The sequence below is a fragment of the Gordonia polyisoprenivorans genome (assembly GCF_017654315.1).
In the GTDB taxonomy this organism is placed as follows: domain Bacteria; phylum Actinomycetota; class Actinomycetes; order Mycobacteriales; family Mycobacteriaceae; genus Gordonia; species Gordonia polyisoprenivorans_A.
On the sequence record NZ_CP072203.1, the window covers coordinates 4,738,885 to 4,764,461 of the forward strand.

At 66.0% G+C, this 25,577-nt stretch carries 22 protein-coding genes; 16 read left to right on the forward strand and 6 right to left on the reverse strand.

The window, feature by feature from the left end:
- Positions 1-55 precede the first annotated feature (55 nt).
- From J6U32_RS21490 to J6U32_RS21535, 10 genes are all read left to right on the forward strand, one after another.
- Positions 56-1,693, forward strand: a complete 1,638-nt coding sequence (locus J6U32_RS21490) for an aromatic/alkene/methane monooxygenase hydroxylase/oxygenase subunit alpha (RefSeq protein WP_208792059.1) — start codon at positions 56-58, stop codon at positions 1,691-1,693.
- A 136-nt stretch (positions 1,694-1,829) separates the two neighbouring features.
- Positions 1,830-2,873 (forward strand): 2Fe-2S iron-sulfur cluster-binding protein, encoded by a 1,044-nt coding sequence (locus J6U32_RS21495; RefSeq protein ID WP_208792060.1) that lies wholly within the window; start codon positions 1,830-1,832, stop codon positions 2,871-2,873.
- Between the two features lie 47 nt (positions 2,874-2,920).
- Positions 2,921-4,027: an aromatic/alkene monooxygenase hydroxylase subunit beta gene (locus J6U32_RS21500; RefSeq protein WP_006370698.1), complete on the forward strand. Its 1,107-nt coding sequence runs from the start codon at positions 2,921-2,923 to the stop codon at positions 4,025-4,027.
- Between the two features lie 5 nt (positions 4,028-4,032).
- Positions 4,033-4,368: a propane 2-monooxygenase effector subunit MimD gene (mimD, locus tag J6U32_RS21505; RefSeq protein WP_208796265.1), complete on the forward strand. Its 336-nt coding sequence runs from the start codon at positions 4,033-4,035 to the stop codon at positions 4,366-4,368.
- 310 nt (positions 4,369-4,678) lie between these two features.
- On the forward strand, positions 4,679-5,725 hold the full coding sequence (locus J6U32_RS21510; RefSeq protein ID WP_006370696.1) for an amidohydrolase family protein: 1,047 nt from the start codon (positions 4,679-4,681) through the stop codon (positions 5,723-5,725).
- The gene (locus J6U32_RS21515; protein ID WP_208792061.1) at positions 5,722-6,510 is read left to right on the forward strand and encodes an iron-sulfur cluster assembly protein; all 789 of its coding nucleotides are present in this window, start codon (positions 5,722-5,724) and stop codon (positions 6,508-6,510) included. Before J6U32_RS21510 ends, J6U32_RS21515 begins: the two co-directional genes overlap by 4 nt.
- The gene (locus J6U32_RS21520; protein WP_208792062.1) at positions 6,507-7,532 is read left to right on the forward strand and encodes an NAD(P)-dependent alcohol dehydrogenase; all 1,026 of its coding nucleotides are present in this window, start codon (positions 6,507-6,509) and stop codon (positions 7,530-7,532) included. The genes J6U32_RS21515 and J6U32_RS21520 overlap by 4 nt, the downstream gene beginning before the upstream one ends.
- Before the next feature lie 71 nt (positions 7,533-7,603).
- Complete coding sequence (gene groL / locus J6U32_RS21525) at positions 7,604-9,253, forward strand: chaperonin GroEL (protein ID WP_208792063.1); 1,650 nt, start codon at positions 7,604-7,606, stop codon at positions 9,251-9,253.
- Positions 9,254-9,494: 241 nt separating this feature from the next.
- A complete protein-coding gene (locus J6U32_RS21530) occupies positions 9,495-11,267 on the forward strand; it encodes a sigma-54-dependent Fis family transcriptional regulator (RefSeq protein ID WP_208792064.1) in 1,773 nt (590 codons plus the stop codon).
- A 124-nt stretch (positions 11,268-11,391) separates the two neighbouring features.
- Positions 11,392-12,048, forward strand: a complete 657-nt coding sequence (locus J6U32_RS21535; protein WP_208792065.1) for a class II aldolase/adducin family protein — start codon at positions 11,392-11,394, stop codon at positions 12,046-12,048.
- Here J6U32_RS21535 and J6U32_RS21540 read toward each other — a convergent pair.
- Positions 12,018-12,647, reverse strand: a complete 630-nt coding sequence (locus J6U32_RS21540) for a TetR/AcrR family transcriptional regulator (RefSeq protein WP_208792066.1) — start codon at positions 12,645-12,647, stop codon at positions 12,018-12,020. The genes J6U32_RS21535 and J6U32_RS21540 overlap by 31 nt on opposite strands.
- Positions 12,648-12,769: 122 nt before the next feature.
- Here J6U32_RS21540 and J6U32_RS21545 point away from each other — a divergent pair, with 122 nt between their 5' ends.
- The 3 genes from J6U32_RS21545 to J6U32_RS21555 all read left to right on the forward strand — a co-directional run bounded on the left by J6U32_RS21545 (position 12,770) and on the right by J6U32_RS21555 (position 16,192).
- On the forward strand, positions 12,770-14,545 hold the full coding sequence (locus tag J6U32_RS21545; RefSeq protein ID WP_208792067.1) for an acyl-CoA dehydrogenase: 1,776 nt from the start codon (positions 12,770-12,772) through the stop codon (positions 14,543-14,545).
- Between the two features lie 64 nt (positions 14,546-14,609).
- Positions 14,610-15,371 (forward strand): SDR family NAD(P)-dependent oxidoreductase, encoded by a 762-nt coding sequence (locus tag J6U32_RS21550; protein WP_208792068.1) that lies wholly within the window; start codon positions 14,610-14,612, stop codon positions 15,369-15,371.
- Positions 15,372-15,433: 62 nt separating this feature from the next.
- Entirely contained in the window at positions 15,434-16,192 is a 759-nt protein-coding gene (locus tag J6U32_RS21555; protein ID WP_208792069.1) for an SGNH/GDSL hydrolase family protein, read from the forward strand.
- 12 nt (positions 16,193-16,204) lie between these two features.
- Here the strand turns inward: J6U32_RS21555 and J6U32_RS21560 are convergent, their stop codons facing one another.
- The 4 genes from J6U32_RS21560 to J6U32_RS21575 are packed head-to-tail and all read right to left on the reverse strand — an operon-like array spanning position 16,205 to position 20,631.
- Positions 16,205-17,758, reverse strand: coding sequence for a flavin-containing monooxygenase (locus J6U32_RS21560; RefSeq protein WP_208792070.1), 1,554 nt, complete (start codon positions 17,756-17,758; stop codon positions 16,205-16,207).
- Positions 17,755-18,672 carry a ferritin-like domain-containing protein gene (locus J6U32_RS21565; RefSeq protein ID WP_208792071.1) on the reverse strand — a complete coding sequence of 306 codons (918 nt, stop codon included), beginning with the start codon at positions 18,670-18,672 and terminating at the stop codon, positions 17,755-17,757. The genes J6U32_RS21560 and J6U32_RS21565 overlap by 4 nt, the downstream gene beginning before the upstream one ends.
- Position 18,673: 1 nt before the next feature.
- Positions 18,674-19,603, reverse strand: a complete 930-nt coding sequence (locus J6U32_RS21570; protein WP_208792072.1) for an SDR family NAD(P)-dependent oxidoreductase — start codon at positions 19,601-19,603, stop codon at positions 18,674-18,676.
- A complete protein-coding gene (locus tag J6U32_RS21575) occupies positions 19,600-20,631 on the reverse strand; it encodes an alpha/beta hydrolase (protein ID WP_208792073.1) in 1,032 nt (343 codons plus the stop codon). Before J6U32_RS21575 ends, J6U32_RS21570 begins: the two co-directional genes overlap by 4 nt.
- 181 nt (positions 20,632-20,812) lie before the next feature.
- On the opposite strand from J6U32_RS21575, the gene J6U32_RS21580 reads away from it, so the two are divergent.
- The gene (locus J6U32_RS21580; RefSeq protein WP_208792074.1) at positions 20,813-21,094 is read left to right on the forward strand and encodes a DUF1490 family protein; all 282 of its coding nucleotides are present in this window, start codon (positions 20,813-20,815) and stop codon (positions 21,092-21,094) included.
- Between the two features lie 20 nt (positions 21,095-21,114).
- On the forward strand, positions 21,115-23,277 hold the full coding sequence (locus J6U32_RS21585) for a heavy metal translocating P-type ATPase (RefSeq protein WP_280118989.1): 2,163 nt from the start codon (positions 21,115-21,117) through the stop codon (positions 23,275-23,277).
- A gap of 29 nt (positions 23,278-23,306) precedes the next feature.
- Here the strand turns inward: J6U32_RS21585 and J6U32_RS21590 are convergent, their stop codons facing one another.
- Complete coding sequence (locus tag J6U32_RS21590) at positions 23,307-23,789, reverse strand: NUDIX domain-containing protein (protein ID WP_208792076.1); 483 nt, start codon at positions 23,787-23,789, stop codon at positions 23,307-23,309.
- Positions 23,790-23,866: 77 nt separating this feature from the next.
- On the opposite strand from J6U32_RS21590, the gene J6U32_RS21595 reads away from it, so the two are divergent.
- Positions 23,867-25,567: a nucleobase:cation symporter-2 family protein gene (locus J6U32_RS21595; protein ID WP_208792077.1), complete on the forward strand. Its 1,701-nt coding sequence runs from the start codon at positions 23,867-23,869 to the stop codon at positions 25,565-25,567.
- Positions 25,568-25,577 lie beyond the last annotated feature (10 nt).

Consider the following 25,577-nt stretch of genomic DNA (forward strand, 5'->3'; position numbering starts at 1 on the left):
TAGCGCTTCAGCCCGCAGGCCGACACCGCGTCGGCTCTTCTACAGGAGGCGCACATTGAGCAGGCAGAGCTTGACCAAGGCCCATGCGAAGATCACCGAGCTGTCGTGGGAGCCCACCTTCGCCACCCCGGCAACCCGGTTCGGAACCGACTACACGTTCGAGAAGGCACCAAAAAAGGATCCGCTCAAGCAGATCATGCGGTCGTACTTCCCGATGGAAGAGGAGAAGGACAACCGCGTCTACGGCGCCATGGACGGCGCGATCCGCGGCAACATGTTCCGTCAGGTCCAGGAACGCTGGCTCGAATGGCAGAAGCTGTTCTTGTCGATCATCCCGTTCCCCGAGATCTCGGCGGCCCGCGCGATGCCGATGGCCATCGACGCCGTCCCCAACCCGGAGATCCACAACGGACTCGCGGTACAGATGATCGATGAGGTTCGTCATTCGACGATCCAGATGAACCTCAAAAAGCTGTACATGAACAACTACATCGACCCGGCCGGCTTCGACATCACCGAGAAGGCCTTCGCCAACAACTACGCGGGCACGATCGGCCGTCAGTTCGGCGAGGGATTCATCACCGGTGATGCCATCACCGCCGCGAACATCTACCTGACGGTGGTCGCCGAGACGGCCTTCACCAACACCCTGTTCGTGGCGATGCCCGACGAGGCCGCGGCCAACGGCGACTACCTGCTGCCGACGGTCTTCCACTCGGTGCAGTCCGACGAGTCCCGCCACATCTCCAACGGCTATTCCATCCTGCTGATGGCCCTGGCCGACGAGCGCAATCGTCCACTGCTCGAACGGGATCTGCGCTACGCATGGTGGAACAACCACTGCGTCGTCGACGCCGCGATCGGTACCTTCATCGAGTACGGCACCAAGGACCGCCGCAAGGACCGGGAGTCCTACGCCGAGATGTGGCGTCGGTGGATCTACGACGACTACTACCGCAGTTACCTTCTGCCGCTGGAGAAGTACGGGTTGACCATCCCGCACGATCTGGTCGAGGAGGCCTGGAACCGCATTGTCGACAAGCACTACGTGCACGAGGTCGCCCGCTTCTTCGCCACCGGCTGGCCGGTCAACTACTGGCGGATCGACGCCATGACCGACACCGACTTCGAGTGGTTCGAGGAGAAGTACCCCGGCTGGTACAACAAGTTCGGCAAGTGGTGGGAGAACTACAACCGTCTGGCCTACCCCGGCAAGAACAAGCCGATCGCCTTCGAGGACGTCGACTACCAGTACCCGCACCGCTGCTGGACCTGCATGGTGCCGTGCCTCATCCGCGAGGACATGGTCACCGACAAGGTCGACGGCCAGTGGCGCACCTACTGCTCGGAGACCTGCGCCTGGACCGACAAGGTGGCGTTCCGTCCCGAGTACGAGGGTCGTCCGACACCGAACATGGGTCGCCTCACCGGTTTCCGCGAATGGGAGACGCTGCATCACGGCAAGGATCTCGCCGACATCATCACCGATCTCGGCTACGTCCGCGATGACGGCAAGACCCTGATCCCGCAACCGCATCTGGATCTCGACCCCAAGAAGATGTGGACGCTCGACGATGTGCGCGGCATCCCGTTCGGCAGCCCCAACGTGGCGCTCAACGAGATGAGCGATGACGAGCGTGACGCTCACATCGCCGCCTACATGGCCAACAAGAACGGGGCCGTCACGGTCTGATCCGTGACGCTCTGATCCGGAAACGCCGGGAGCCCCTGGCCAGGGCGTATCGAGGCCCACCACCGCACGCGTGACCTCGATACGCCCTGGCCGTTCCGGCCACACCCGCACACCGCCTTGCGCCCCAGGAGACTTCATGGCCGACACGCACAAGATCAGCTTCGAACCCGTCGACATCGAGATGGAGGTCGGCGAGGACGAAACCATCCTCGACGCCGCATTCCGACAGGGAATCCACCTCATGCACGGCTGCCGCGAGGGCCGTTGTTCGGCCTGCAAGTCGTACATGCTCGAAGGCGACGTCCAGATGGACGACTACTCCACCTTCGCCTGCAATGATGCCGAAGAGGCCGAGGGTTACGTACTTCTCTGCCGCACTTACGCTTACAGCGACTGCGAGATCGAGCTCCTCAACTTCGACGAGGACGAACTCCTCGGCGGTGCACCCATTCAGGATGTCACCACGAAAATCGCTGCCATCGAACCGATGACCCCCGACATCGTGTCCCTCAAACTCGATGTCGTCGAACCGGAGTCCGTGGGGTTCAAGTCGGGACAGTATTTCGACCTGTTCATCCCGGGCACCGAGGACAAGCGCTCGTTCTCGATTGCCACCACCCCGGCCACCCCGGACCGGCTCGAGTTCCTGATCAAGAAGTATCCCGGTGGACTGTTCGCCGGCATGCTCACCGACGGCCTGTCGGTGGGTCAGGAGATCAAGCTGAACGGTCCGTACGGGTCGTGCACCCTGCGCAACGGGCACGTCCTGCCGATCGTGGCAATCGGCGGCGGCGCGGGGATGGCACCGCTACTTTCTCTCCTGAGACACATCAGCGAGACCGGCCTGAACCGTCCGGTTCGGTTCTATTACGGAGCCCGAACCGCCGCCGATCTCTTCCTACTCGACGAAATCGCCACTCTCGGTGAGAAGATCGAGGACTTCTCGTTCACCGCATGCCTGTCGGAGAGCACCGACGACGCACCCGAGGGCGTCACCGTCATCGGCGGGAACGTCACCGACATCGTCAACGACAACGAAGCGGACCTGGCCCGAACGGAGGTGTATTTCTGCGGTCCCCCACCCATGGTCGATGCAGCTCTCGCACTGGCGGAACAGCATTCGGTTCCCCACGACCAGATCTTCTACGACAAGTTCACCAGCCCGGCATTCGACTCCTGATCACGACCACCGCGGTCGAGTCAGCCTGAACGACAGGAACGAAAGGTATGTCCGCACCAGCGCAACCCCGGGAACGCAGTTTCCCGTCCATCGAATTCACCGACGCCGAGGCCGGCGCACGGGAATTCCCGAGCAGCCGCAGCCGCAAGTACAACTACTATCAGCCCTCCAAGAAGCGCGCCACGATCTACGAGGACGTCACAGTCGACGTCCAGCCGGATCCCGAACGGCACCTCACCCAGGGCTGGATTTACGGCTTCGGCGACGGCCCCGGCGGATACCCGAAGGAATGGACCTCGGCACAGTCGAGCAACTGGCATCAGTTCCTCGACCCCAACGAGGAGTGGGAACAGTCGATCTACCGCAACAACTCCGCGGTCGTGCATCAGGTGGATCTGTGCCTGCAGAACGCCAAGCGCGCACGGGCCTACGACGGCTGGAACTCCGCGTGGCTCAAGTTCATCGAGCGCAACCTCGGTGCCTGGATGCACGCCGAGAGCGGTATGGGTCTGCACGTGTTCACCTCGATTCAGCGGTCCGCGCCAACCAACATGATCAACAACGCGGTCTGCGTCAACGCCGCCCACAAACTGCGTTTCGCGCAGGATCTGGCGCTGTTCAATCTCGACCTCTCCGAGGCCGAGGAAGCGTTCGACGGATCGGCACACAAGGAGGTCTGGCAGTCGGCTCCCGAGTGGCAGCCCACCCGCGAGGCGGTCGAACGCCTGACCGCGATCGGCGACTGGGCCGAATTGTTGTTCTGCTCCAACATCGTCTTCGAGCAGCTGGTGGGCTCACTGTTCCGGTCCGAGCTGGTCATGCAGGTCGCCGCCCGCAACGGCGACTACATCACCCCGACGATCGTCGGCACCGGAGAGTACGACTACGACCGGGACCTGAACTACTCGCGCGCACTGTTCCAGATGCTCGCCCGCGACGAGAAGCACGGCATCGACAATCGGAAGCTGTTCTCGCGGTGGATGTCCGAATGGGTTCCCCGGTGCCTCGACGCCGCCCGCGGACTGCAGCCGATCTGGTCGCAACCGGCGGACAAGTCCGTCACGTTCTCATCCAGCCTCGAACACGCGAAGACCAAGTTCGCCGATGTCCTGGCTGCCATCGATGTCGATATCCCAGAGGAGTTGAACAAGTGAGCACCATGCAATTCGGGGCCGACACCGAGTTCTCCAACATGTGCGGCGTGACGCTCATGAACACACCGATCGGGCGCATCGTCGCCGACGTGATGGGCGCCAAGGACGGTGTCGAACTCACCGAGTACCCCTCGATGATCCGCGTCGACGGGGTCAACCGCCTCGTTTTCGACTACGACGAACTGACCGACGCCCTCGGCCAGGACTTCGACGGATCGATCTTCGAGGAGATCAGCTCGACCCACTACGGCCGGATGGTTCATCTCGACGACAAGACCATCCTGTTCGCCAGTCCCGAGGACGCCGCCGAGTTCATCGGCTTCGATCTGACCGCCTCCTAGGGCGTGTCTCCCAATTCTTCTGCGATGGATTTGCGGGGTCGATGGGTTTCCTGGCAAGGCGGAGGAGGGAGCGATAGCGGAGCTATCGTGACCGACGACAACGCCGCCAGGGGGCCATCGAGCCGCAAAGACGCGCAAAGGGAATTGGGAGACATGCCCTAAGAGCGGTCGCCACAGAACTTCGCCGCCGGGGTCATTCCGCCCCCGCAAGCAGGCCCCGGCGGCGAATTCCACCATCCGACAAGACACCACAGCACCAGTTTTCAGCCCACACAGCCCCGTCAACGCCGCGAGAGAGCGAGTGATAACGATGTACGAGAAGAATGGCGACAAGTATTTCATCGTCGATGCCCACGTCCACCTGTGGGACGGCCGCGAATCCAACCAGCGCAACATCCACGGCAAACAGTTCATCGACTGCTTTTACGACTATCACCGCAATCTCAGTCCCGCCGAGGAGCTGTGGGATTACGACACCTACTGCTACTACGGCCCCGATCGCCTCATGCGGGATCTCTTCGAGGAGGGGCCGGCCGATCACGCGATCTTCCAGGCCACCATCCTGCGGGATTTCTACGTCAACGGTTTCGCCCAGGTCGACGACTCGCTGAAGCTCTGCCAGGACAATCCCGGCAAGCTCACCTACAACCACGCCTATGATCCGCGCGACGGCGAGGACGGCCTCGAGCAGCTCCGCCGCGACGCCGAGACGATGGATCTCAAGGGCGTGAAGCTCTACACCGCCGAATGGCACGGCGACTCAAGGGGATACAAGCTCGACGACCACTGGTCGCGCCGGTATCTCGAGGAGTGCATCAAGCTGGGCATCAAGAACGTGCACGTGCACAAGGGCCCGACCATCCGGCCGCTCGACCGGGATGCCTTCGATGTCGCCGACGTCGACAAGGTCGCCACCGACTATCTCGACCTGAACTTCATCATCGAGCATGTCGGGCTCCCCCGCCTCGAGGACTTCTGCTGGATCGCCACCCAGGAGTCGAATGTCTACGGCGGTCTGGCCGTGGCGATTCCGTTCATCCACACGCGGCCACGCTACTTCGCGCAGATCATCGGTGAGCTCCTGTACTGGATCGGCGAGGACAAGATCCTCTTCGCCAGCGACTACGCGCTGTGGACCCCGCAGTGGCTGGTGGAACGTTTCGTCGACTTCCAGATCCCCGAGGACATGACCGAGTACGCCCCGATCACCACCGATCAGAAGCGAAAGATCCTCGGCCTCAACGCTGCCGCGCTGTACCCGCACATCGAGGTGCCCGCCGAGCTGCGCATCCCCACCGACGCCGCCGACCCGGGAGCCGAGGTGGCCGCGGGCGCGAAGGATGCGGTGGCATCATGACGGCCCTGTCGGAGCCGACCGATACCGATGTGATGGTCGTCGACGCGGTGCTCGGGGCTCTCGGTACGGTGCTCGATCCCGAACTCGACCAACCGATCACCGAGTTGAACTTCGTCCGATCGATCTTCATCGACGACGACGGGGTCGCCGTTCACCTGCGGTTGCCCACGTCGTTCTGCTCGCCCAACTTCGCGTATCTGATGGCCTCCGATGCCCTCGACGCACTCGAGGACATCGACGGCATCGGGGATGTGCGGGTCATGCTCGATGACCACCACGACTCGGACAAGATCAACGCCGGGCTCGCCGCGCACGCCGGCTACAAGGGCACCTTCGGTGTGGAGGCCGAACAGGATCTCGAGGAGCTGCGGCTGACGTTCTTGCGCAAGGCACACACCGCGGCGATGGAACGCGCTGTGGCCAAGCTCATCTCGTCCGGTCAGGCCACCGTCGACGACTGTGAACATCTCTTGCTGCGTGATCTGCCCGACGGTTCCGCCAAGTGGGCACTGTTGCGCCGCCGCGTGCAGCTGGGTCTGGGTGTGTGTCCCAACTGCCGGGTCGTCGTCGGCGAGGACGGCACCTCGCTGCCACCCGAGCAGATCCCGATGCGATTGCGCTTCGCGCGATCGGTGCGGATCTCCATGGAGGGCAACAGCCATTTCTGCCGTGGTCTGCTGGCCACCCGTTACGCCGACGACGGCGAGTGTGACGGCACCAGCGGCCCGGTCATCACCAATCTGCGCACCAGCGGTGGCGCACTCGAGGAGAAGAGGTCGGCATGAGAGCGGTACAGGTGGTCGGATACCACGACAAGTTGCAGCTCAACGAGATTCCGGATCCGGAGATCACCGGGCCACTCGATGTGATCGTGCGGATCGGCGGTGCCGGCGTGTGCCGGACCGATCTGCACATCCTCGAAGGCCAGTGGGAGGCCAAGAGCGGTGTGGCCCTTCCGTACACGATCGGCCACGAGAACGCCGGCTGGGTCGAGGCGATCGGCGATGCCGTCACCAACGTCGCGGTGGGCGACAAGGTGATCCTGCACCCGCTGATCACCTGCGGACTGTGCCGGGCGTGCCGCGACGGTGACGACGTGCATTGCGAGAACAGCAAGTTCCCCGGAATCGACACCGACGGTGGTTATGCGGACTATCTGAAGACGACGGCCCGCAGCGTGGTGCGCATCGACGACTCGCTCGAGCCCGCCGCGGTGGCCGCACTCGCCGACGCCGGGCTGACCGCCTACCACGCGGCCGCCAAGGTCGCGCGGATGACCCGCCCCGGCGATACATGCGTCGTGATCGGTGCAGGCGGTTTGGGCCACATCGGGATTCAGGTGCTCTCCGCGATCTCCGGGGTCACCATCGTGGTGCTCGACCGCAACCCCGACGCGGTGGCACTCGCCGTCGAGGTCGGTGCGCACGAGGGAATCGTCGCCGACGGCAACCACATCGAGAAGGTTCTCGAGCTGACCGACGGCAAGGGCGCCGAGGCGGTGCTCGACTTCGTCGGCGAGGGCGGCGCGACCGCCGAGGGTGTCGCGATGTTGCGGCAGGCCGGCAACTATTTCGTCGTCGGGTACGGCGAGAACATCAATGTCCCCACCATCGACATCATCTCGACCGAGATCAACTTCATCGGCAATCTCGTCGGTTCCTACAACGACCTGACCGAGCTGATGACGCTGGCCGCCCAGGGCAAGGTCACGCTGCACACCGCGACCTATCCGCTCACCGATTTCCAGCAGGCCCTCGACGACCTCGATGCGGGCAAGGTCAGGGGGCGCGCCATCCTGATCCCCTGACCCACACCCGAGAACACCGCAAACACCCGAAACGATCTACCCCGCACGACATTCGAGAAAGGTTGGACAACATGGCCAAGGAGTTGCGCTACAACGCCGAAGCGCGGCTGCGGCTGGAACGGGGCGTCAATGCCCTCGCCGACGCGGTCAAGGTGACGTTGGGACCCAAGGGTCGCAACGCCGTCCTGGAGAAGCTCACCGGACCACCGACGATCACCAACGACGGTGTGACCATCGCCCGCGAGATCCAGCTCCGAGACCCGTTCGCCAACATGGGCGCCCAACTGGTCAAGGAAGTCGCCATGAAGACCAACGGGGTGGTCGGTGACGGCACCACCACCGCGACGGTCCTGGCCCAGGCCATGGTCCGCGAGGGCCTGCGAGCCGTCGAACAGGGCGCCAATCCGATGCGGGTGCGTCGGGGTATCGAACGCGCCGTCGCCGCCGTGCTCGGCTCGCTGACCGAGCAGGCCGTGCAGATCGGTGGCCGCAGTGACCTCGAACGCGTCGCATCGCTGGCGGCCAGCGACGACGAGGTGATCGGTGAGGTCATCGCCGCCGCCGTCGAGCACGTCGGGAAGAACGGAGTCATCACCACCGAGGAGAGCGACACCCTCGGGCTGTCGGTCGAGGTCGTCGACGGGATCGAATTCGATCACGGGTACATCTCCGGGTACATGGTGACCAATCCCGAACGCATGGAGGCGGTGCTCGACAACCCCGTCGTACTGCTCACCAACAAGAAGATCACCTCGGTGCAGGAGATCATGCCTGCCATCGAGGTCGCCAAGCGTGCCGATCGGCCACTGCTGGTGCTGGCCGAGGACGTCGACGGACCGGCCCTGCAGCTGCTCGTCGGCGGCAACATGCACAACACGATGCGGTCGGTGGTCGTCCGCGCCCCGGGATTCGGGCATCGGCGGATCGCCGAACTCGAAGATCTCTCGGTCGCCCTGGGTGGCCACGTGATCGCCAAGGACACCGGGATCGAACTCTCCGAGGTCAGCATGGAGCACCTCGGCACCTGCGACCGGGTGACCGTCACCGAGAACGAGACGACCATCGTCGGCGCGCACGGCGACCAGGAACTCGTCGACGCCCGCGTACGCCATCTGGAGGCGCAGCTCGAGCGGGCACGAATCGACGCCGACCGCGACGCCCTGGAGTTGCGGATCGCACGGATGACCGGCCGGGTCGCGGTGATCCGGGTCGGCGGCGTCACCAGCGTCGAGCTCAAGGAGCGGATGCTGCGGGTCGAGGACGCGCTGGCCGCGACCCGGGCCGCGGTGGAGGCCGGGATCGTCTCCGGTGGCGGCACGGCACTCGCCCAGTCCCACCGGGCGCTGGAATCGCTGGACACCTCCGGTGATGAGGGCGTCGGCGTGCAGGTGGTGCGCAACTCGCTGGCCGAGCCGCTGTTCTGGATCGCCACCAACGCCGGCTACGACGGCGAAGAGGTGGTCAAGGTGGTGACCGGGCTGCCCCTCGGGCACGGGTTCAACGCGCTGAGCGGCTCCTACGGCGACATGTTCGACGAGGGCGTCATCGATCCGTGCAAGGTGACCCGGGCGGCGTTGGAGAGTGCCGCGTCGATCGCGGCATTGCTGATCACCACCGAGACAGCGGTGGTCGAGGAGGTGCTCGGCAATCCCGGCGCCATCCCCGCGCCGGGCTTCGGCGATCTCGCCGAGGGCATGGTCCGCCCGTCCAACATCTACTGAGTCGTGTGTGCCGGGTCGACGGGCCCGGCACACACCGCCGGGAATGATCCGACGCCGAATCGTTCCCACCCAGGACTGGGCCGGCCGCGATCCGAACGAAGTGATTCGTTCGCGGCGTTGATCGCGGCCGGTCCTCCCCAGGGGGTACACTCGCAGCAGGTGAGACCCAGATCACAGCGGAGCCCCCGATCGCAGAGGAGCCTTTTGCTCGGTGATTCCACAGCCCACACCACCAGCAGCCATGTCCACCGCAGCGATCGCCAGAGCACGGGAGAAATTCCTGAGCGACGACGCGCTCGATGATGCCGTCCGCGACTCGATTTCGACGTCGTGGAAGCGTTCGCGTGCCTTCAACGTCCACGCCGATCGCCTCGAGCTGCCGTTCGTCCGCGAACCGAACCTCGAGGGCCCGCTGATCAGCGCGGCCCGCCCGATCCTGAGCCAACTCGCCGACGACCTGTCCACCGAGCCGGTCTCGATCATCCTGACCTCCGCCGACGGGGTGGTGCTCTCGCGCACCACCGCCAGCCGCCGGCTGCAACAGATGCTCGACGAGGTCAGCCTGGCCCCCGGGTACAGCTACAGCGAGGAGCACGCGGGCACCAACGGCATCGGCACCGCGCTCGAGACCCGGCAGCCAACCCTGGTCCGCGGCTCCGAGCATTACGCCGGATGCCTCGGGCCACTGTCCTGCGCGGGCGTGCCGATCGTGCACCCCATCTCCGGAGCGGTCGTCGGTGCCCTCGACCTGACGTGTCCGTCCGACGACGAACACCCCTCGACGCTATTGCTGTCCCTGGCCAAATCCGCCACCTCGCAGATCATGCACCGCATGGTCTCGCAGGCCAGCGAACGGGAATCCCGGCTGCTCAACGCCTACCTCGCCACCTGTCGGCGCGCCCCGCAGGCGATGGTGCTCGCCATCTCCGGCGACGTCGTGCTGATGAACCGAAGACTGCGCCACAGCATCGATCCCGGCGACCAACTCGCGATCCTCGAACACGCCGTTGACCAGTCGCCGGACCGCGTGTCGGCGAATCGGGTCAACACGTTGCCCAGCGGTCGGGTCGCGCGATTGTCACCGGTCGACGAGCACTTCGACTCCGACACCGCGATCGCCGTGTTCCGGGTCCATCTGCTCGATTCCGCACCCACACCACCCGCCTCCACCCCGCTGCGTCCCGTCGCCTCGCTACCCGGGGTGGTCGGCCGCAGCTCGTCGTGGCGCCAATGCTGCGCCCGGATCTCCGGGCACGTCCAGGCCGGGCAGTGGATCGCCGTTTCCGGCGAAAGTGGTTCCGGCCGTACGGCTTTGCTGCGTGCTGCCGCAGAACGCTACCAGCCGTCGACGACTCGGATCTTCACTGCCGACGATTTCGATGCCGACCCCGATTCCGGGTCGGACACCGATGAAACCCTCGACGCCCTCGCCACCGAACTCGACCGCGATGGGTTCTGCATCATCCTGCGCGACCTCGACCGGGTGCCGGACCACACCCAGGCGGCGATCGCCGACCTGCTGCCCGGCCGGGAGTACGCCGGCTGGCTCGGAGTCACCACCGCCCTGCATGCGGCCGATGCCGCGTCGATGCTGTTGCCGTTCTTCGGCCACACCGTCGAGTTGCCGCCGCTGCGGCACCGCATCGAGGATCTCCACGATCTCGTACCTGCCCTGCTGCGCCAGCTCACCCGTGGACGGGAGCTCACCGTGGCCTCCGACGCCATGGCCCAGCTCAGCAAGTACGGGTGGCCCGGCAACGTGGCCGAATTGCGCCAGACGCTACGAGAGGTGGTCACCCATCAGCGTTCCGGGGTGATCGGCGTCAGCCAACTCCCGCCACGATGCCGGACCACGAGTCGGCACACCCTCACCCGCATCGAGGCGCTCGAACGTGACGCGATCGTGCGCAGCCTGGAGGAGAACGGCAACAGCAAAGCGGCTGCCGCACATGCGCTCGGCATCTCGCGCGCCACGATCTACCGCAAGATCAAGGAGTTCGGGATCGTCACCTGACGCCCGGCGGGCAACGGAAACCCCACGGCGCGCGACGAACCCGACGGTGCGCGACGGCCGGCGGCACCCGCCATGAACTGCCACATCCCTGCCATGAACTGCACAAAGGCGCTACCGTCAAGGAGTGGACATCGACGATCAGCGCGCATACCTCTGCTCGGCGGCCCACCAACTCGCCTCGGCGGGCCACACGATCGGCACCGGTGGCAACCTGTCGGCCCGCGTCGGCGACCACGTGCTGGTCACCCCGTCGGGCTGCCGACTCGATTCGGTGTCGCCCGAACAACTGGTGGTGGTCGATCTCGACGGAACCGTCGCGGTTCCCACCCCGTACCGACCCACCTCCGAACTGCGCCTCCACCTCGACATCTACCGCACCTCGTCGACGGCCGCGGTCGCCCACGCACATCCGATCGCGTCGGTCGCCGTCGGCAACATCGTCGACGAACTCCCGGCGATCCACTACACCGCGGCCATGCTCGGCGGCTCGGTGCGCGTGGCGCCGTACGCGGTCTTCGGCAGCCCCGAACTGAGCACGGGTATCAACGAGGCCCTCTTCGAACGGACCGCGGCGCTCATGCGCAATCACGGTGCCATCGCCGTCGGCAGCAACATCGAAACCGCCTGCGAGCACATCGAACTACTCGAGTGGCTCTGCGAGGTCTACCTGCGTTCGGTCAGCGCGGGCACCCCCGCGGTACTCGACGAGAACCAACTCACCGAGGTCGTGGCGACTGCCGCCCGCCGGCACTACACCCCGTTCCCCGGCCGGGAGCGGTGACCGGAGCTCTCCTCCGCCCGCACCATCCGTGAGGCCATCCGCGCGTAGGCCACACCGAGTTGCACCGGATCGCGGTGGGTTCGGCTGGGAAACCAACGACACACGTCGACGCACAGCGACGAGATCGCGAGGATCACGTCGTCGGCGTCGTCGGCGAGGAACTCACCCGCCTGAACCCCTGCGGTGACGATCGTCGTCAACATCGCCGTCGTCTCGTGCCGCAGGTCGGCGATCGCGCGGAAATGCTCGGGCCGCAACGCCCGCATCTCGTACTGGACCACCTTGGCCAACTGATGATGACGCGCCTGCCATTCGGCGAAGGCGGCGACCACGGCACGCAACCGGTCCGGGTACGGCGCGGACGGTTCGTCGGCCGCCCGCATGGCGTCGTTGACCGCCTGATGGCCCTCGAGGGCGATCGAGTAGAGCAACTCCTCCTTGGACCGGAAGTGCGGGTACATCGCCGCCGCACTCATCCCGAGTCGCGCGGTGATCTGCCGGGTCGAGGTCCCCGCGTAGCCGAACTCGGCGAACGACGCGATGGCGGCAGCACGGATACGCTGCGCCGCAGCCGATTCGGTGGCATGCACGAGCGCCATCACCTCACTCCCGGTTCTCAGGGCCCGCCGATGTTGACGACGAACCGCCACACCAGGCAGTATAAGCAAGTGCTCACAAAATGAGCGAGTGCTTGGCTGCACACCGGACGAAATGGAGCGTCATGGCCGAACCGCTGTCCCGTCGCGACCTGGAGTTCTTGCTCTACGAATGGCTCGACGTCGAAAAGCTCACCGAGCGTCCACGTTTCGCCGAGCACTCCCGCGAGACCTTCGACGCGGTCCTCGAACTGTCCGCCGACATCGCAACCCGGCGCTACGCGCCCCACAACGCACTCGGCGACGCCCACGAGCCCTACGTCGGCGACGACGGCACGGTCGTCCTGCCCGACGAGATCACCTCGGGCATCAACGAATTCCTCAAGGCCGGGCTCGTCGCGGGCTCCTTCGACGAAGAACTCGGCGGGATGGCACTGCCGACGGTGGTGAACCGGGCGAGCGCCGCATGGTTCCAGGCAGCCAACGCCGCGATGTCGTCCTACACCTTCCTCAGCGTCGGCAACGCCAACCTGATCGCCGAATACGGCACACCCGAACAGATCGACACCTGGGTCCGACCCATCGTCGAGGGCCGCTACTTCGGCACGATGTGCCTGTCCGAACCGCAGGCCGGCTCCTCGCTCGCCGACATCACCACCAAGGCCACCCCCACGGCCGACGGCACCTACCGCGTCACCGGCACCAAGATGTGGATCTCGGCCGGCGACCACGAACTCGGCGAGAACATCGTCCACCTCGTGCTGGCCAAGACCCCCGGCGGCGGCCCCGGCGTCAAGGGCATCTCCCTGTTCATCGTGCCCAAATATCTCCCCGACGGCACCCGCAACGACGTCGCACTCGTCGGGCTGAACCACAAGATGGGCAACCGGGCCACCACCAACTGCCTGCTCAACTTCGGCGACGGCACCCACTCCCCCGACCCCGCTCCGGGAGCAGTTGCGTTCCTGGTGGGCGAAGAGCACAAGGGCCTGTCCTACATGTTCCACATGATGAACGAGGCACGCATCGGCGTCGGATTCCTCGCCACCTCACTGGGATATGCCGGTTACCTCGCATCCCTGGAATACGCCAAGGTACGCACGCAGGGACGTCCGGTCGACCAGAAGGACCCCACCGCCAAGCCCGTCCCCATCGTCGAACACGCCGACGTGAAGCGGATGTTGTTGGCGCAGAAGTCCTATGTCGAGGGATCGCTCGCGCTGGGACTGTACTGCTCCAAGCTCGTCGACCTCCAGCAGACCGGCGACGACGCCGAGCAGGCCCGCGCCGGACTGCTTCTCGACGTGCTGACCCCGATCGCCAAATCCTGGCCGTCACAATGGTGTCTCGAGGCCAACTCCCTGGCCATCCAGGTCCTCGGCGGTTACGGCTACACCCGCGAATTCCCGGTCGAGCAGTACTACCGCGACAATCGACTGAATCCGATCCACGAGGGCGCCCACGGCATCCACGGCCTGGACCTGTTGGGACGCAAGGTCATCATGCGCGATGGCGCGGGACTGACCCTGCTCGCCGAGACCATCGGCGACACCATCGCCGGAGCCGAGGCCGATCCGGCGCTCGCCGAATACGCCGCCGCACTGCGCACCCGACTCGACACACTCGTCGCGACCACCGTCGCCGTGTGGTCGGCAGGCGACGTGGCCGTCTCCCTGGCCAACGCGACCGCCTACCTCGAGGCCACCGGGCACATCGTCATCGCCTGGATGTGGCTCGAGCAGCTACTCGCGGTCGGCGCGTCGACCGGCGACTTCTACGACGGCAAACGCGCTGCGGCACAATACTTCTACCGGTACGAACTGCCGAAGACCGGGCCGCAGTTCGAGCTGCTGACCGCACTCGATCGCACCACCCTCGACACCGATCCGGCCTGGCTGTAGCCCACCTCCACATACCGTCGATCCATCACGCAGTCGACCAACCCTCACGAAGGAGCTCCCGAAAGTGTCCGTCCTCGATATGTTCTCCCTGACCGACAAGGTCGTCGTCGTCACCGGCGCCTCGTCGGGTCTCGGCGTCTCGTTCGCCATCGCCTTCGCCGAAGCCGGCGCCGACGTCGTCCTGGCCGCGCGCCGCACCGACCGCCTGGCCGACACCGCGGCCAGAGTCGAGGCCACCGGGCGCAAGGCACTGTCGGTGACCGCCGACGTGGCCGACCCGGAGTCGTGCCAGAAGGTGATCGACGCCGCGATCGAGGCCTTCGGTCGCGTCGACGTGCTGATCAACAACGCGGGCATCGGCACCGCGGTGCCGGCGACACGGGAGACGCCCGAGCAGTTCCGCAACGTCATCGACGTCAATCTCAACGGCTCGTACTGGATGGCGCAGGCGGCCGGCCGGGTCATGCAGCCGGGTAGCTCGATCATCAACATCTCGTCGATCCTGGGCATCACCACCGCCTCGCTCCCGCAGGCCGCGTACGCCGCGAGCAAGGCCGGGATCATCGGCCTCACCCGCGATCTCGCCCAGCAGTGGGGCGCCCGCAAGGGTATTCGCGTCAACGCGTTGGCCCCCGGATTCTTCAAGTCCGAGATGACCGACGGCTACAAGGACGGCTACCTCGACTCACAGATGCCCCGTGTCTTGTTGGGCCGCACCGGTGATCCGGCGGAGCTCGCCGCGACGGCGGTCTGGCTGGCGTCCCCGGCCGGCGGCTATGTCACCGGCCAGACCCTCGCGGTCGACGGCGGCATCACCGTCACGTAGATCCGCGTACCCATCACGTCCGGTGAGCGATCACCCGAACGAGCGAAAGGTCAAGGCAGGCAGTGCGGTACGTGGCGGTCGGTGACAGTTTCACCGAAGGAGTCGGCGACGAACCCGATGGCCCCGACACCCCGCGCGGGTGGGCCGACCTCGTCGCCGAGGGGCTCGCCGCCGCGCACGGCGGGATCGACTACGCCAACCTTGCCGTGCGCGGGCGGCTCCTCGAGCCCATCGTCACCGATCAGGTCGACGCCGCCCTGCGCCTCGACCCGTTGCCGACATTGATCACCCTCAACGGCGGCGGCAACGACATGCTGCGCACCGGCGACCTCACCGGACTCGTCGAACTCACCCGCTCCGCGGTACGGCGATGCCGTGACGCCGGAATCCGCGTGGTCCTCCTCGCCGGCGCCGACCCCTCGGATGGTCTGCCCTTCGGGTCGACCATCCGGCGCCGCGGCGAGTACCTCACCAACGAGGTCGCGACCATCGCCGTCACCGAGGACGTGGAGTTCATCGACGTCTTCCACGACACCGAGATCCGCCGCCCCGAGTACTGGTCGCCGGATCGGTTGCATCTCAACGCGATCGGCCACCGCCGCACCGCCGCACTGATCCTGCGCGGCCTCGGGGTGCCGACGACGACGCCCACTCGCCCCGAACCGCAACCGCGTCCCCCGCGTCTCGTCGCCGAGGCCGAATTCGCGCGCGAGCACCTGTTCCCGTGGGTGATGCGACGCCTTCGCAAGCAGTCCTCCGGCGACGACCGAACCGCCAAGTATCCGGACTGGGTGTCGGTCGACCCCGCCGGCATCGGCTGAGGCGAGCACCGCTCACACCATCGACGAGTCCCGGCTTGCGTCCGGCGACCGCGCTGCGTCGAGTGCCACCGCACGGAAGTCCCGGGAGAAATCGATTCCCCGCATCTGCGCGAGGTATTGACCGGCGAACCCCGGGTACATGGTGGCGTTGAACCCGTCGTCGGTGAGATACCAACTGCGGCAACCGGAATTCCAGGTGGTGCCCTCCAGTCGTTTCTGGATCGACCGGTTATGGGCATCTTGGGCGGGTCGGTGCACGTCGAGCAACCGCAATCCGCGGTCGACGATCAGCGAGATGGCGGTGACGATCGCATCGATCTGTGCCTCCATGTACACCAACGCCGAATTGTGCCCCGGGCCGGAGTTCGGGCCGAAGGTGAAATAGAGATTCGGATACCCCGACACCGCGATCGACTTGTACGCGTATGCGCCACCGGACCATTCGTCGGCGAGCACTCGACCGTCACGGCTGCGGATCGGGATCGGCGATCCCTGCTTGGACACCTCGAATCCGGTCGCGAACACCAGTGCGTCGAATCGCCGCTCGATCCCCTCCACGGTCCGCACGCCGTGTTCGCAGATCCGCGCGATCGGCCACGTCACCAGGGTGCAGTTGTCGGCCTGCAACGCGGGATAGTAGTCGCTGGTCATCAGCAGCCGCTTGCAGCCGGCCCGGAAATCCGGGGTGAGCTGTCGCCGGATCCACGGATCGCGCACCTGAGCAACGAGATTGATCTTCGCGACCCCCTCGATGACCCGCGTGAACGGCGTGTTCCACACGGCGCCCAGCGCGACCGACTCGTGCCCGAGGTACCAGAGTTGACGTGCCACCGTCTGTGAGTACGGCACCGTCCGATACACCCGTCTGGTCAACGAGGAGATCCGTCGATCGGCTCGCGGCAGCACCCACCCGGGAGTGCGCTGGAACACCGTGACGTCGGCGCCGGAGCGTACCAACTCCGGGATCAGTTGCACCGCACTGGCACCGGTGCCGATCACCCCGACCTTCTTGCCGGCGAAGTCGTAGTCGTGGTCCCATGCCGCCGAGTGCATCCGGTGACCGGTGTACTCGTCGATACCCGGGATCGAGGGATAGCCGGGTGTGGAGAGCGGGCCGGACGCGACGACCACCGCGCGTGTGCGGAGCGACTCCCGATCGGCCAGATCGACGCGCCACGTGCCGGACTCCTCGTCGAACTCCAGCCCGGTCACCAGATGCGAATACCGGATGAACCGTTCCAGGTTGTGGTCGGCGATCATCCGCGCGATGTACGCCAGGATCTCCTCACTTCCCGAATAGGTGTGTGACCATTCGGGATTGGGTGCGAAGGAATACGAGTAGAGCCGCGACGGGATGTCGCAGGCCGCCCCGGGGTAGACGTTGTCGCGCCACGTTCCGCCCGGTCGGACGTCGCGTTCGCAGATGATGAAGTCATCCCGGCCCTGCTGCAGGAGCCGGATGGCGGTGCCGATACCGGCGAACCCGGCCCCGATGATGACGGTGGTGGCATCGAGACCGGCGGCATCGGGAGCAGGCGTGTGCGGGTCCTCGTGCACGGCGCTCACGCGATCGGCTCGTAGGTCAGTTCCTTCGACCAACTCGGCTGCGACCGAAGGAGAAAGCGCGGGTAGAGGTCGGTCAGCGTGACCATCGCGTCGGCGAAGTAGTGATACGGGCTGTCGCGGTTGATGACCCAGCCGGCGTGGTACTTGAGCACCTGGTAGGTGAGCAGCCGGGTGCCGCGGCCCCGGTCGCCGTTCTTGCGGAACCGTTTGATCGCGTCGTAGAGCCGATCCTCCGACAGTCCCATGTCGACGATGTTGTCGCGCATCTTGTTCAGCAGGGGCACATACATCAGGGCACCGATGATGAGTCCCGGCGAGGCCACTGTGCCGACGGTCTGAACCAGCAGGGTGCGCAGGCGGGCGTTGCCGATCATGTCGAGTGCGTGGAAATCGACGGCGAGATGCCGCGACTCGTCGGCATTGATCTTGCGGAACGCGGCATGACAGATCGGATCCTCGACCTCCTCGAGGAGGAACTTCAGCAGCGCCCCGTCGAGGGCCACCTCCAACATAGGGATGACCGTGCCCAGCACCGACAGTGACATGCGGTCGGCGAAGGTGTCGAGCCATTCGATGGCCAGGCGGATGTTGACGTTCGGCTCGGGGACCTCGTCGTCCTCAAGCATCCCCCACCGCCGCATCAGCGCGAGCTCGGCGTTGGCGTGCTTCTGCTCCTCGGCGTGAAAGTACCGGTAGATCTCCGCGAGCGTCTCGTCGGGCGCCTTCTTCGCCAACGCCGCGAACCCGCGGGCGCCCACATTCTCGATCCACACCAGATCGGCCATGAACGCCTTGAGCTTCGGCTTCTGCTCCTCGGTGATCAACTCGGCACCGGGAGCATCCCAGTCGATGTCGGCCAGGGCCCACTGGCGATCCTTGATGGTCGCCAGCATGTCCTCGAGAACTATCGGCATGTCACACTCCTTCTTCGATTCGTGTTGGTGCAGCTTCGATTTCCGCATCGGACGCCAGGCCGTTGTGCTCGGATACCCCCGGTTCGAGGACCTCCGGGTCCACGGCGGCGATCGCCGGGGCCAGACGATGCAGCAGACCCGCCCCGAGGGTGTAGGTCCGCGGGAACAGTCGCTTCATCAGCCAGAGGGCCCTGGCGTCGAGTTGGGGCACCACGTACAACCGTCCCCGGTCGTTGGCGTCGAGGGTCGCCCGCGCGACCTGCTCCGCCGACCGCCCGGAGTACCGCATCAGGGTTTGCGCGAGTTTCATCGCGTCGCCGGTGATCCGACCGTCCACGGCGACATTGGTTTTCACGAACGTCGGACATAGCACGGTCACCGCGAGGTCCGTGCCCGACAACTCCGCGGCAATGGTCTCCGAAAGTGCCAGCACCCCGGCCTTGCCGACGTTGTAGGCGCCCATCCCCGGCGCCGCGGAGAACGCGGCGGCCGAGGCGACGTTGATGAGACCACCCCGTCCGGCCGAGCGCAGTTGGGGCAGAAAGAGTTCCGACCCGAGCACCATTCCGCGCAGGTTGATGTCGAGGGCCCAGGTCCAGTCATCGAGACCGATGCTGCCGACGCAGCGCCCGCCGATGCCGACGCCGGCGTTGTTGATCATCAACGTGGTCGGGCCACCGAGCAGATCCGGTGCGCGGCCGGCGAGGGTGCGCATGTCGTCGATCTCGGCGACGTCGCAGAACAGCGCAATGCCCTCCCCGCGCCCGCCCGCGTCGATCATGGCGACCGTCTCCTCGGCCCGGTCGATGTCGATGTCGGCACAGACGATGCGGCCACCACGGCGCGCGAGTTCGAGAGCGAAGGCGCGCCCGATGCCGCTACCCGCTCCGGTGACGACGGCACGTGCACCCTGTGATCGTCGAGATGTCATGTCGTGGCATACCTTTCCGTATCAGCGTGTTCGGTATCAGCGTGTGCCGTCGCAGCGTTCGTCGCCGCAGCTTTGCCACCCGGTTCCGGACACTCGGTGATGAACCGTGCGACAGCCGCCAAGGCGGGGCCGGCTTCCGGGATCATCGTCGGCAGTGCCTGGAAGACGTGCATCTGTCCGGGCCAGATCTGCAGTTCACTGTCCCCACCGGCGTCGGAGATCATCCGGTGCGCAGCACGTGCATCGCCGAGGAGCATCTCTGCCCCACCGACCTGGATCAGTGTGCGAGGCAGGTCGTCGGCGCGATCGAGCGTCAGAGCGAGGCGAGGCAGGTCGGCCGGATGGCCTCTGGTGTAGTGATCGACCAGACGCTGCGCGGCGACGGCCGAGATCAATGGATCGGGCCCGGTGTCGCGTTCCTGCCTGCGGGCCAGTTCGAGGGTGAGATCGACCAGCGGCGACATCAGTACCATCGCGCGCGGCTGCGCACGCCGGTGTCGCACATTCTCGGCGAGCAGATCCAAGAGGAGATGGCCGCCTGCCGAATCACCTGCGACGGTGACGTTCTCGGGTCGATAGCCGATGTTCTGCAACCAGGCGTAGGCGGCCTCGACGTCGTCGGCGGCAGCAGGGAAGGTGTGTTCGGGTGCGAGTCGGTAGTCGACGCTGAACACCGGCATCCCGGTGAGATGCGCGAGCCGGGCAACGAGTCCGCGGTGCGTGCGCGCCGAGCAGATCGCATACGCACTGCCGTGGACGTAGAGGATGACCCGCCGGGACTTCTCCGATCCCGGGGCATACACCCACTCTCCGCGGAAGCTGCCGGTGGACAGGGCATCGACGCGGACCCGGTAGGGCGGCGGTGACCCGAGCAGCATGGCCATGGCGACGATGGCCCGGGAGACATGTACCGCGAGGACACCGCCGGGCAGGACGTCGGCGAACGGCCGCAACGTGCGTCGGGTCAGCCACGCCGCACACCGCGACTGTCGTGAGGTGTGAATCACACTACCGATGGCATCACCCATGATGCCATTTGTCAATGGCACATTGGTCAATGTTGCAAATGCTTCCGCGCTTTGCCCAACCGGTCCCCGTGTCGGCGTGTGTCCGCTCGCCGGGTGGCCGCGCACAACGTAGACTCAGACGTCCTGGCAATCGTTTCCATTAATCGGGCAACTCGCTCGAGTTGAGCGCGAAAGGACCGAGATGGCATTACACGGCTTCTTGACCAAGGCCGGATCGACGGTCGCGACCGGCCTCGTCGGCGCCGTCGCATACGACGTCGCCCGCAAGGCCATCGCCAAGGCACCGCTACGGCAGGGCGCCGTGGTGGTCACCTCCTGGGGCCTGGTGGGTACCCGGAAAGCCGAGGCCATCGCCGAGGACGCGCGCCTGCGGACCGCCGACATCGTGGCCGAGGCGAAGGACCGTATCGGCGAGGAAGCCAGTCCCCCGGGAGCAGCCGAGCCGCACGACCACGATCACTGACGCCCGCCGTGCAAGAAACTGTGCGGTCCGACGCCGCGGGTCGTCTCCGTCTGGTCGTCGATGCGCTGCGCGGAACGTCGGCGGCACGCGCGGTCGCCGTCGAGGACGCCGTCATCGCGGTGACCGGCGTTCGCGCCGTGCACGTGTACCCGCGCACCGGCTCGGTCGTCGTCTGGTATCGCCGCGACACCGACCGTGGTGCCATCGATCGCGCGATCGCTGCCGGGCAGGCCACCGATCTCACGACGGTCACCCGGGCCGCGCCGCATTCGGCCGACGTCACCAATTCCGACATCCTGCGGATGGGTATCGGCGCGGGCGCCCTGATCCTTCTGGGGTTGCGGCGCTACGGATTCCGACGACCACCGATGCTCGGTCCCGCGTCGCGCACGGTCGCCACCGGCATCACCATCTTCTCCGGCTATCCGTTCCTCAAGGGCGCCTTGCGTTCCCTGCGCGGCGGCCGAGCGGGCACGGATGCGCTGGTGTCGGCGGCGACCGTGGCAAGCCTGTTGTTGCGGGAGAACGTCGTCGCGCTGACCGTCCTGTGGTTGCTCAACATCGGTGAATTCCTCCAGGATCTGACGCTACGTCGCACCCGACGGGCGATCTCGGATCTGTTGCGCGGCAACACCGACACCGCATGGCTGCGGCTCGAGAACGGCAGCGAGGTCTCGGTGCCCGTCGATTCGCTGGCGGTCGGCGACGTCATCGTCGTCCACGATCATGTCGCCGTGCCGGTCGACGGGACGGTACTCGAGGGCGAGGCGGTGATCGACCAGTCCGCGCTGACCGGCGAGAACCTGCCCGTCACCGCACAGGTCGGCGCCCACGTGCACGCGGGCTCAGTGGTGGTCAGCGGGCGGTTGGTGATCACCACCTCGGCGGTCGGCGCCGACACCGCCATCGGTCGGATCATCGCCCGCGTCGAGGAAGCCCAGCACGATCGGGCGCCCATCCAGACTGTCGGCGAACAGTTCTCGGGCCGCTTCGTCCCGGCCTCGTTCCTGCTGTCGGCGGCCACCCTGCTCGTCACGCGCGATCTGCGCCGCGCCATGACCATGCTGCTCGTCGCGTGCCCCTGCGCGGTCGGGTTGTCGACGCCCACCGCGATCAGCGGCGCCATCGGCAACGGTGCCCGCCGCGGAATCCTGATCAAGGGCGGCTCGCATCTCGAGGCGGCCGGCCGCATCACCGCCATGGTCTTCGACAAGACCGGCACACTGACGACCGGCCGTCCGGTGGTGACCAACGTGATCTCCTTCCACCCCGACTGGTCACCCGAGGACGTCCTGGCCCATGCGGCGAGTTCGGAGATCCACTCGCGACACCCGTTGGCGCAAGCGGTGATCCGGTCGACGACCGAGCGCCGGATCGAGATCCCCACCCACGCCGAGTGTGAGGTCATCGTCGGTCTCGGCATGCGCACCTTCGCCGCCGACGGTCGCGTCCTGTTGTTGGGTAGCCCCGCCCTGTTCGCTCGCCACGAGGTGGCACTGTCCACCGACGCGATCGAGTGGGTGGACAAGCTCCGCAACGAGTGCGAGACGCCACTGTTGCTCGCCGTCGACGGCACCCTCGTCGGCCTGGTGAGTCTGCGCGACGAGGTTCGCCCCGAGGCACGCGAGGTGCTCGATGGGTTGCGGGCCAAGGGAATCGAGCGGATCGCCATGCTCACGGGCGATCACCCGGCCACCGCCGCGGCGATCGCCGGTGAACTCGGCATCGACGACTGGCGGGCCGAGGTGCTTCCGGAGGACAAACTCGCCGCAGTCCGCGAGTTGCAATCCGAAGGTCATCTGGTGGCGATGATCGGTGACGGGGTCAACGACGCGCCCGCACTGGCCGCCGCCGACATCGGCATCGCGATGGGCTTGGCCGGCACCGACGTCGCCGTCGAGACCGCCGACATCGCCTTGGCCGCAGACGATCTGCGCATGCTGTTGGCGGTGGGCGACCTGGGCGAGCACACCCTGCAGGTGATCAAGCAGAACTACGGGATGTCGATCGCCGTCAACGCGATCGGGCTGATCGTCGGCGCCGGTGGCGCGCTGTCCCCGGTGGTGGCGGCGATCCTGCACAACGCGTCGTCGGTGGCCGTGGTGGCCAACAGTTCTCGTCTCATCCGCTACCAAGTGGACCAGTCGAGCGCGGAGAAATCCGACACCGCGTCGCCGCGCTGATAAGGGCACCCCGATCGGGCGGGCGCCGATCAGGGGTTCGGCGAGTGGCGCTCGAGTAACCGGTCGATGAAGGCGACCTGCGCCGGATTGAGCTTGCGGCGTGCGTCGTCGGGAGAAAACCATTCCGCACGGTCGATCTCCGGGAAGGCATGGGTCTTCCCGGACCGTGGCGGCCACGGCATCTCGAAGGTATTGCTGGTGACGACGGAGACGTCGAGGTCACCGTCGATCCCGAAGGCGACGACTCGTTTACCGCTCTTGAGCCGCACCTCACCGAGCTCGATGACCTCACCGTCGGGTGCCGTCTGACCGATCTCCTCGGCGAATTCGCGGCGGGCGGCGACGAGGAGTTCCTCACCGTCCTCGACGAGTCCCTTCGGGATCGACCACGCTCCGTCGTCCTTGCGCGCCCACAGCGGTCCACCCGGATGCGCGAGCAGGACCTCGACGCCGAGTGCCGTGTTCCGATGAATCAGTAACCCGGCACTGAGCTGGGGAATCCGTGCTGCCACATCGATATATTCTGCCGGAAACACCGTCGACACACGATCGCGTCAAATCAGAAATCTCGGGCTCGTAGACAGTGACCATGACGGTTCTCGACACCATCAAGCGCGGCCGTGACGCCGACCATCCGGTCGACGACATCCCGCCGCTGACCAAACTCTTCCCGCTCGGACTGCAACACGTCATGGCGATGTACGCCGGTGCCGTGGCGGTGCCGCTCATCGTCGGTGGCGCAATGGTCGGCGCCGGTCAGATGCGTTCCGACGAGATCGTCCACCTGATCACCGCCGACCTGTTCGTCGCCGGCATCGCCACGTTGCTCCAGGCAGTCGGGTTCTGGCGGTTCGGGGTGCGCCTGCCCCTGATGCAGGGCGTCACATTTGCCGCGGTCGGGCCGATGATCACCATCGGGCTCAACCACGGCATCACCGCGATCTACGGTTCGGTGATCGCCTGCGGCGTGTTCATGATCCTGGTGGCGCCGATCGTCGGTCGGCTGATCAGGTTCTTTCCACCACTGGTCACCGGCACGATCATTCTCATCATCGGGGTGTCGCTGATGAGCGTGGCCGCCGGATGGTTCGGCGGCGGCACCAACAAGGGCGAGGATTTCGGCGCACCCAAATCGATCGCCTTCGGATTCGGCACCCTGCTGTTGATCATTTTGCTCGAGCGGTTCGCGCCGGCGGCGATCAAGCGGGTCTCGGTGCTCGTGGGACTCGTCCTCGGCACCCTGATCTCGATCCCCTTCGGCATGACCGATTGGAGCGGCGTCGGGCAGAGTTCCTGGATCGCTGTACCGCAGCCGTTCTATTTCGGTGTGCCGAGCTTCGACGTCAGCTCCATCATCGCGATGATCATCGTCGCCCTGGTGATCATGACCGAGACCACCGGCGACATCGTGGCCGTCGGCGAGATCGTCGACAAGAAGATCACACCGCGCAAGCTCGCCGACGGCATGCGGGCCGACGGTGTGGGCACCGTCCTGGGCGGGATCTTCAACACCTTCCCCTACACCGCATTCGCGCAGAACGTCGGCCTGGTGGCGATCACGGGCGTCAAGACCCGACACGTCGCGACATGTGCGGGGGCGATCCTGGTGGTCCTCGGCCTGCTCCCGAAAATGGCCGCGATCATCGAGGGCATCCCCCAGCCCGTCCTCGGCGGCGCAGGTGTCGCGCTGTTCGGCATGGTTGCCGCCAGTGGTGTCCGCACCCTGACCCGGGTCAAGTTCAACAACACCAACATCCTGGTGGTCGCCATCTCGGTGGGCGCCGCGATGCTGAGCGAGGCGAGCCTGTCATACACCAACGACAACGGCGAGACCGTGTCGCTCGACTTGTATCACCAGTTCCCGGACTGGTTCCAGACGATCTTCCACTCCGGGATCTCCGCGGGCGCCATCACCGCAATCCTGTTGAACCTCTTACTCAATTGGCGCAGCACCTCACCCGATCCGGTGGATTATCACAACACCGGCGAGATCGAGGTGGTCGACGCCGACGGCCTCTCCGGCTCCGACGCACCGCGGTACGGCGCCTTCGATCCGCGGGATGCGCTCGCCGCCGCCGACCCCGACACCGACCCGGCGACGCTGCGTGTACTCGCCGAGCACGACACCGGTCTCCACCGGTTCATCGTCACCAATCCCTCGGCGCCGCAGGAACTGTGCGAATGGATTCGCGCCCAAGGCGATCCGAAGGTCACCGCGCTACTCGACCGGTGGGACGACAAGACGGGCGGGAAGTTCTCCGCTCGGGACACGGGTACACCGGCCACCTAGAGGCCGCCGG

Bases quoted from the DNA above. Each gene is read 5' to 3' on its own strand.
- J6U32_RS21495 (WP_208792060.1), top strand. From the start codon at position 1,830: ATGGCCGACACGCACAAGATCAGCTTCGAACCCGTCGACATCGAGATG.
- J6U32_RS21500 (WP_006370698.1), top strand. From the start codon at position 2,921: ATGTCCGCACCAGCGCAACCCCGGGAACGCAGTTTCCCGTCCATCGAA.
- mimD (WP_208796265.1), top strand. From the start codon at position 4,033: ATGCAATTCGGGGCCGACACCGAGTTCTCCAACATGTGCGGCGTGACG.
- J6U32_RS21510 (WP_006370696.1), top strand. From the start codon at position 4,679: ATGTACGAGAAGAATGGCGACAAGTATTTCATCGTCGATGCCCACGTC.
- J6U32_RS21515 (WP_208792061.1), top strand. From the start codon at position 5,722: ATGACGGCCCTGTCGGAGCCGACCGATACCGATGTGATGGTCGTCGAC.
- J6U32_RS21520 (WP_208792062.1), top strand. From the start codon at position 6,507: ATGAGAGCGGTACAGGTGGTCGGATACCACGACAAGTTGCAGCTCAAC.
- groL (WP_208792063.1), top strand. From the start codon at position 7,604: ATGGCCAAGGAGTTGCGCTACAACGCCGAAGCGCGGCTGCGGCTGGAA.
- J6U32_RS21530 (WP_208792064.1), top strand. From the start codon at position 9,495: ATGTCCACCGCAGCGATCGCCAGAGCACGGGAGAAATTCCTGAGCGAC.
- J6U32_RS21540 (WP_208792066.1), bottom strand. From the start codon at position 12,647: ATGGCGCTCGTGCATGCCACCGAATCGGCTGCGGCGCAGCGTATCCGT.
- J6U32_RS21545 (WP_208792067.1), top strand. From the start codon at position 12,770: ATGGCCGAACCGCTGTCCCGTCGCGACCTGGAGTTCTTGCTCTACGAA.
- J6U32_RS21565 (WP_208792071.1), bottom strand. From the start codon at position 18,672: ATGCCGATAGTTCTCGAGGACATGCTGGCGACCATCAAGGATCGCCAG.
- J6U32_RS21570 (WP_208792072.1), bottom strand. From the start codon at position 19,603: ATGACATCTCGACGATCACAGGGTGCACGTGCCGTCGTCACCGGAGCG.
- J6U32_RS21575 (WP_208792073.1), bottom strand. From the start codon at position 20,631: ATGGGTGATGCCATCGGTAGTGTGATTCACACCTCACGACAGTCGCGG.
- J6U32_RS21580 (WP_208792074.1), top strand. From the start codon at position 20,813: ATGGCATTACACGGCTTCTTGACCAAGGCCGGATCGACGGTCGCGACC.
- J6U32_RS21595 (WP_208792077.1), top strand. From the start codon at position 23,867: ATGACGGTTCTCGACACCATCAAGCGCGGCCGTGACGCCGACCATCCG.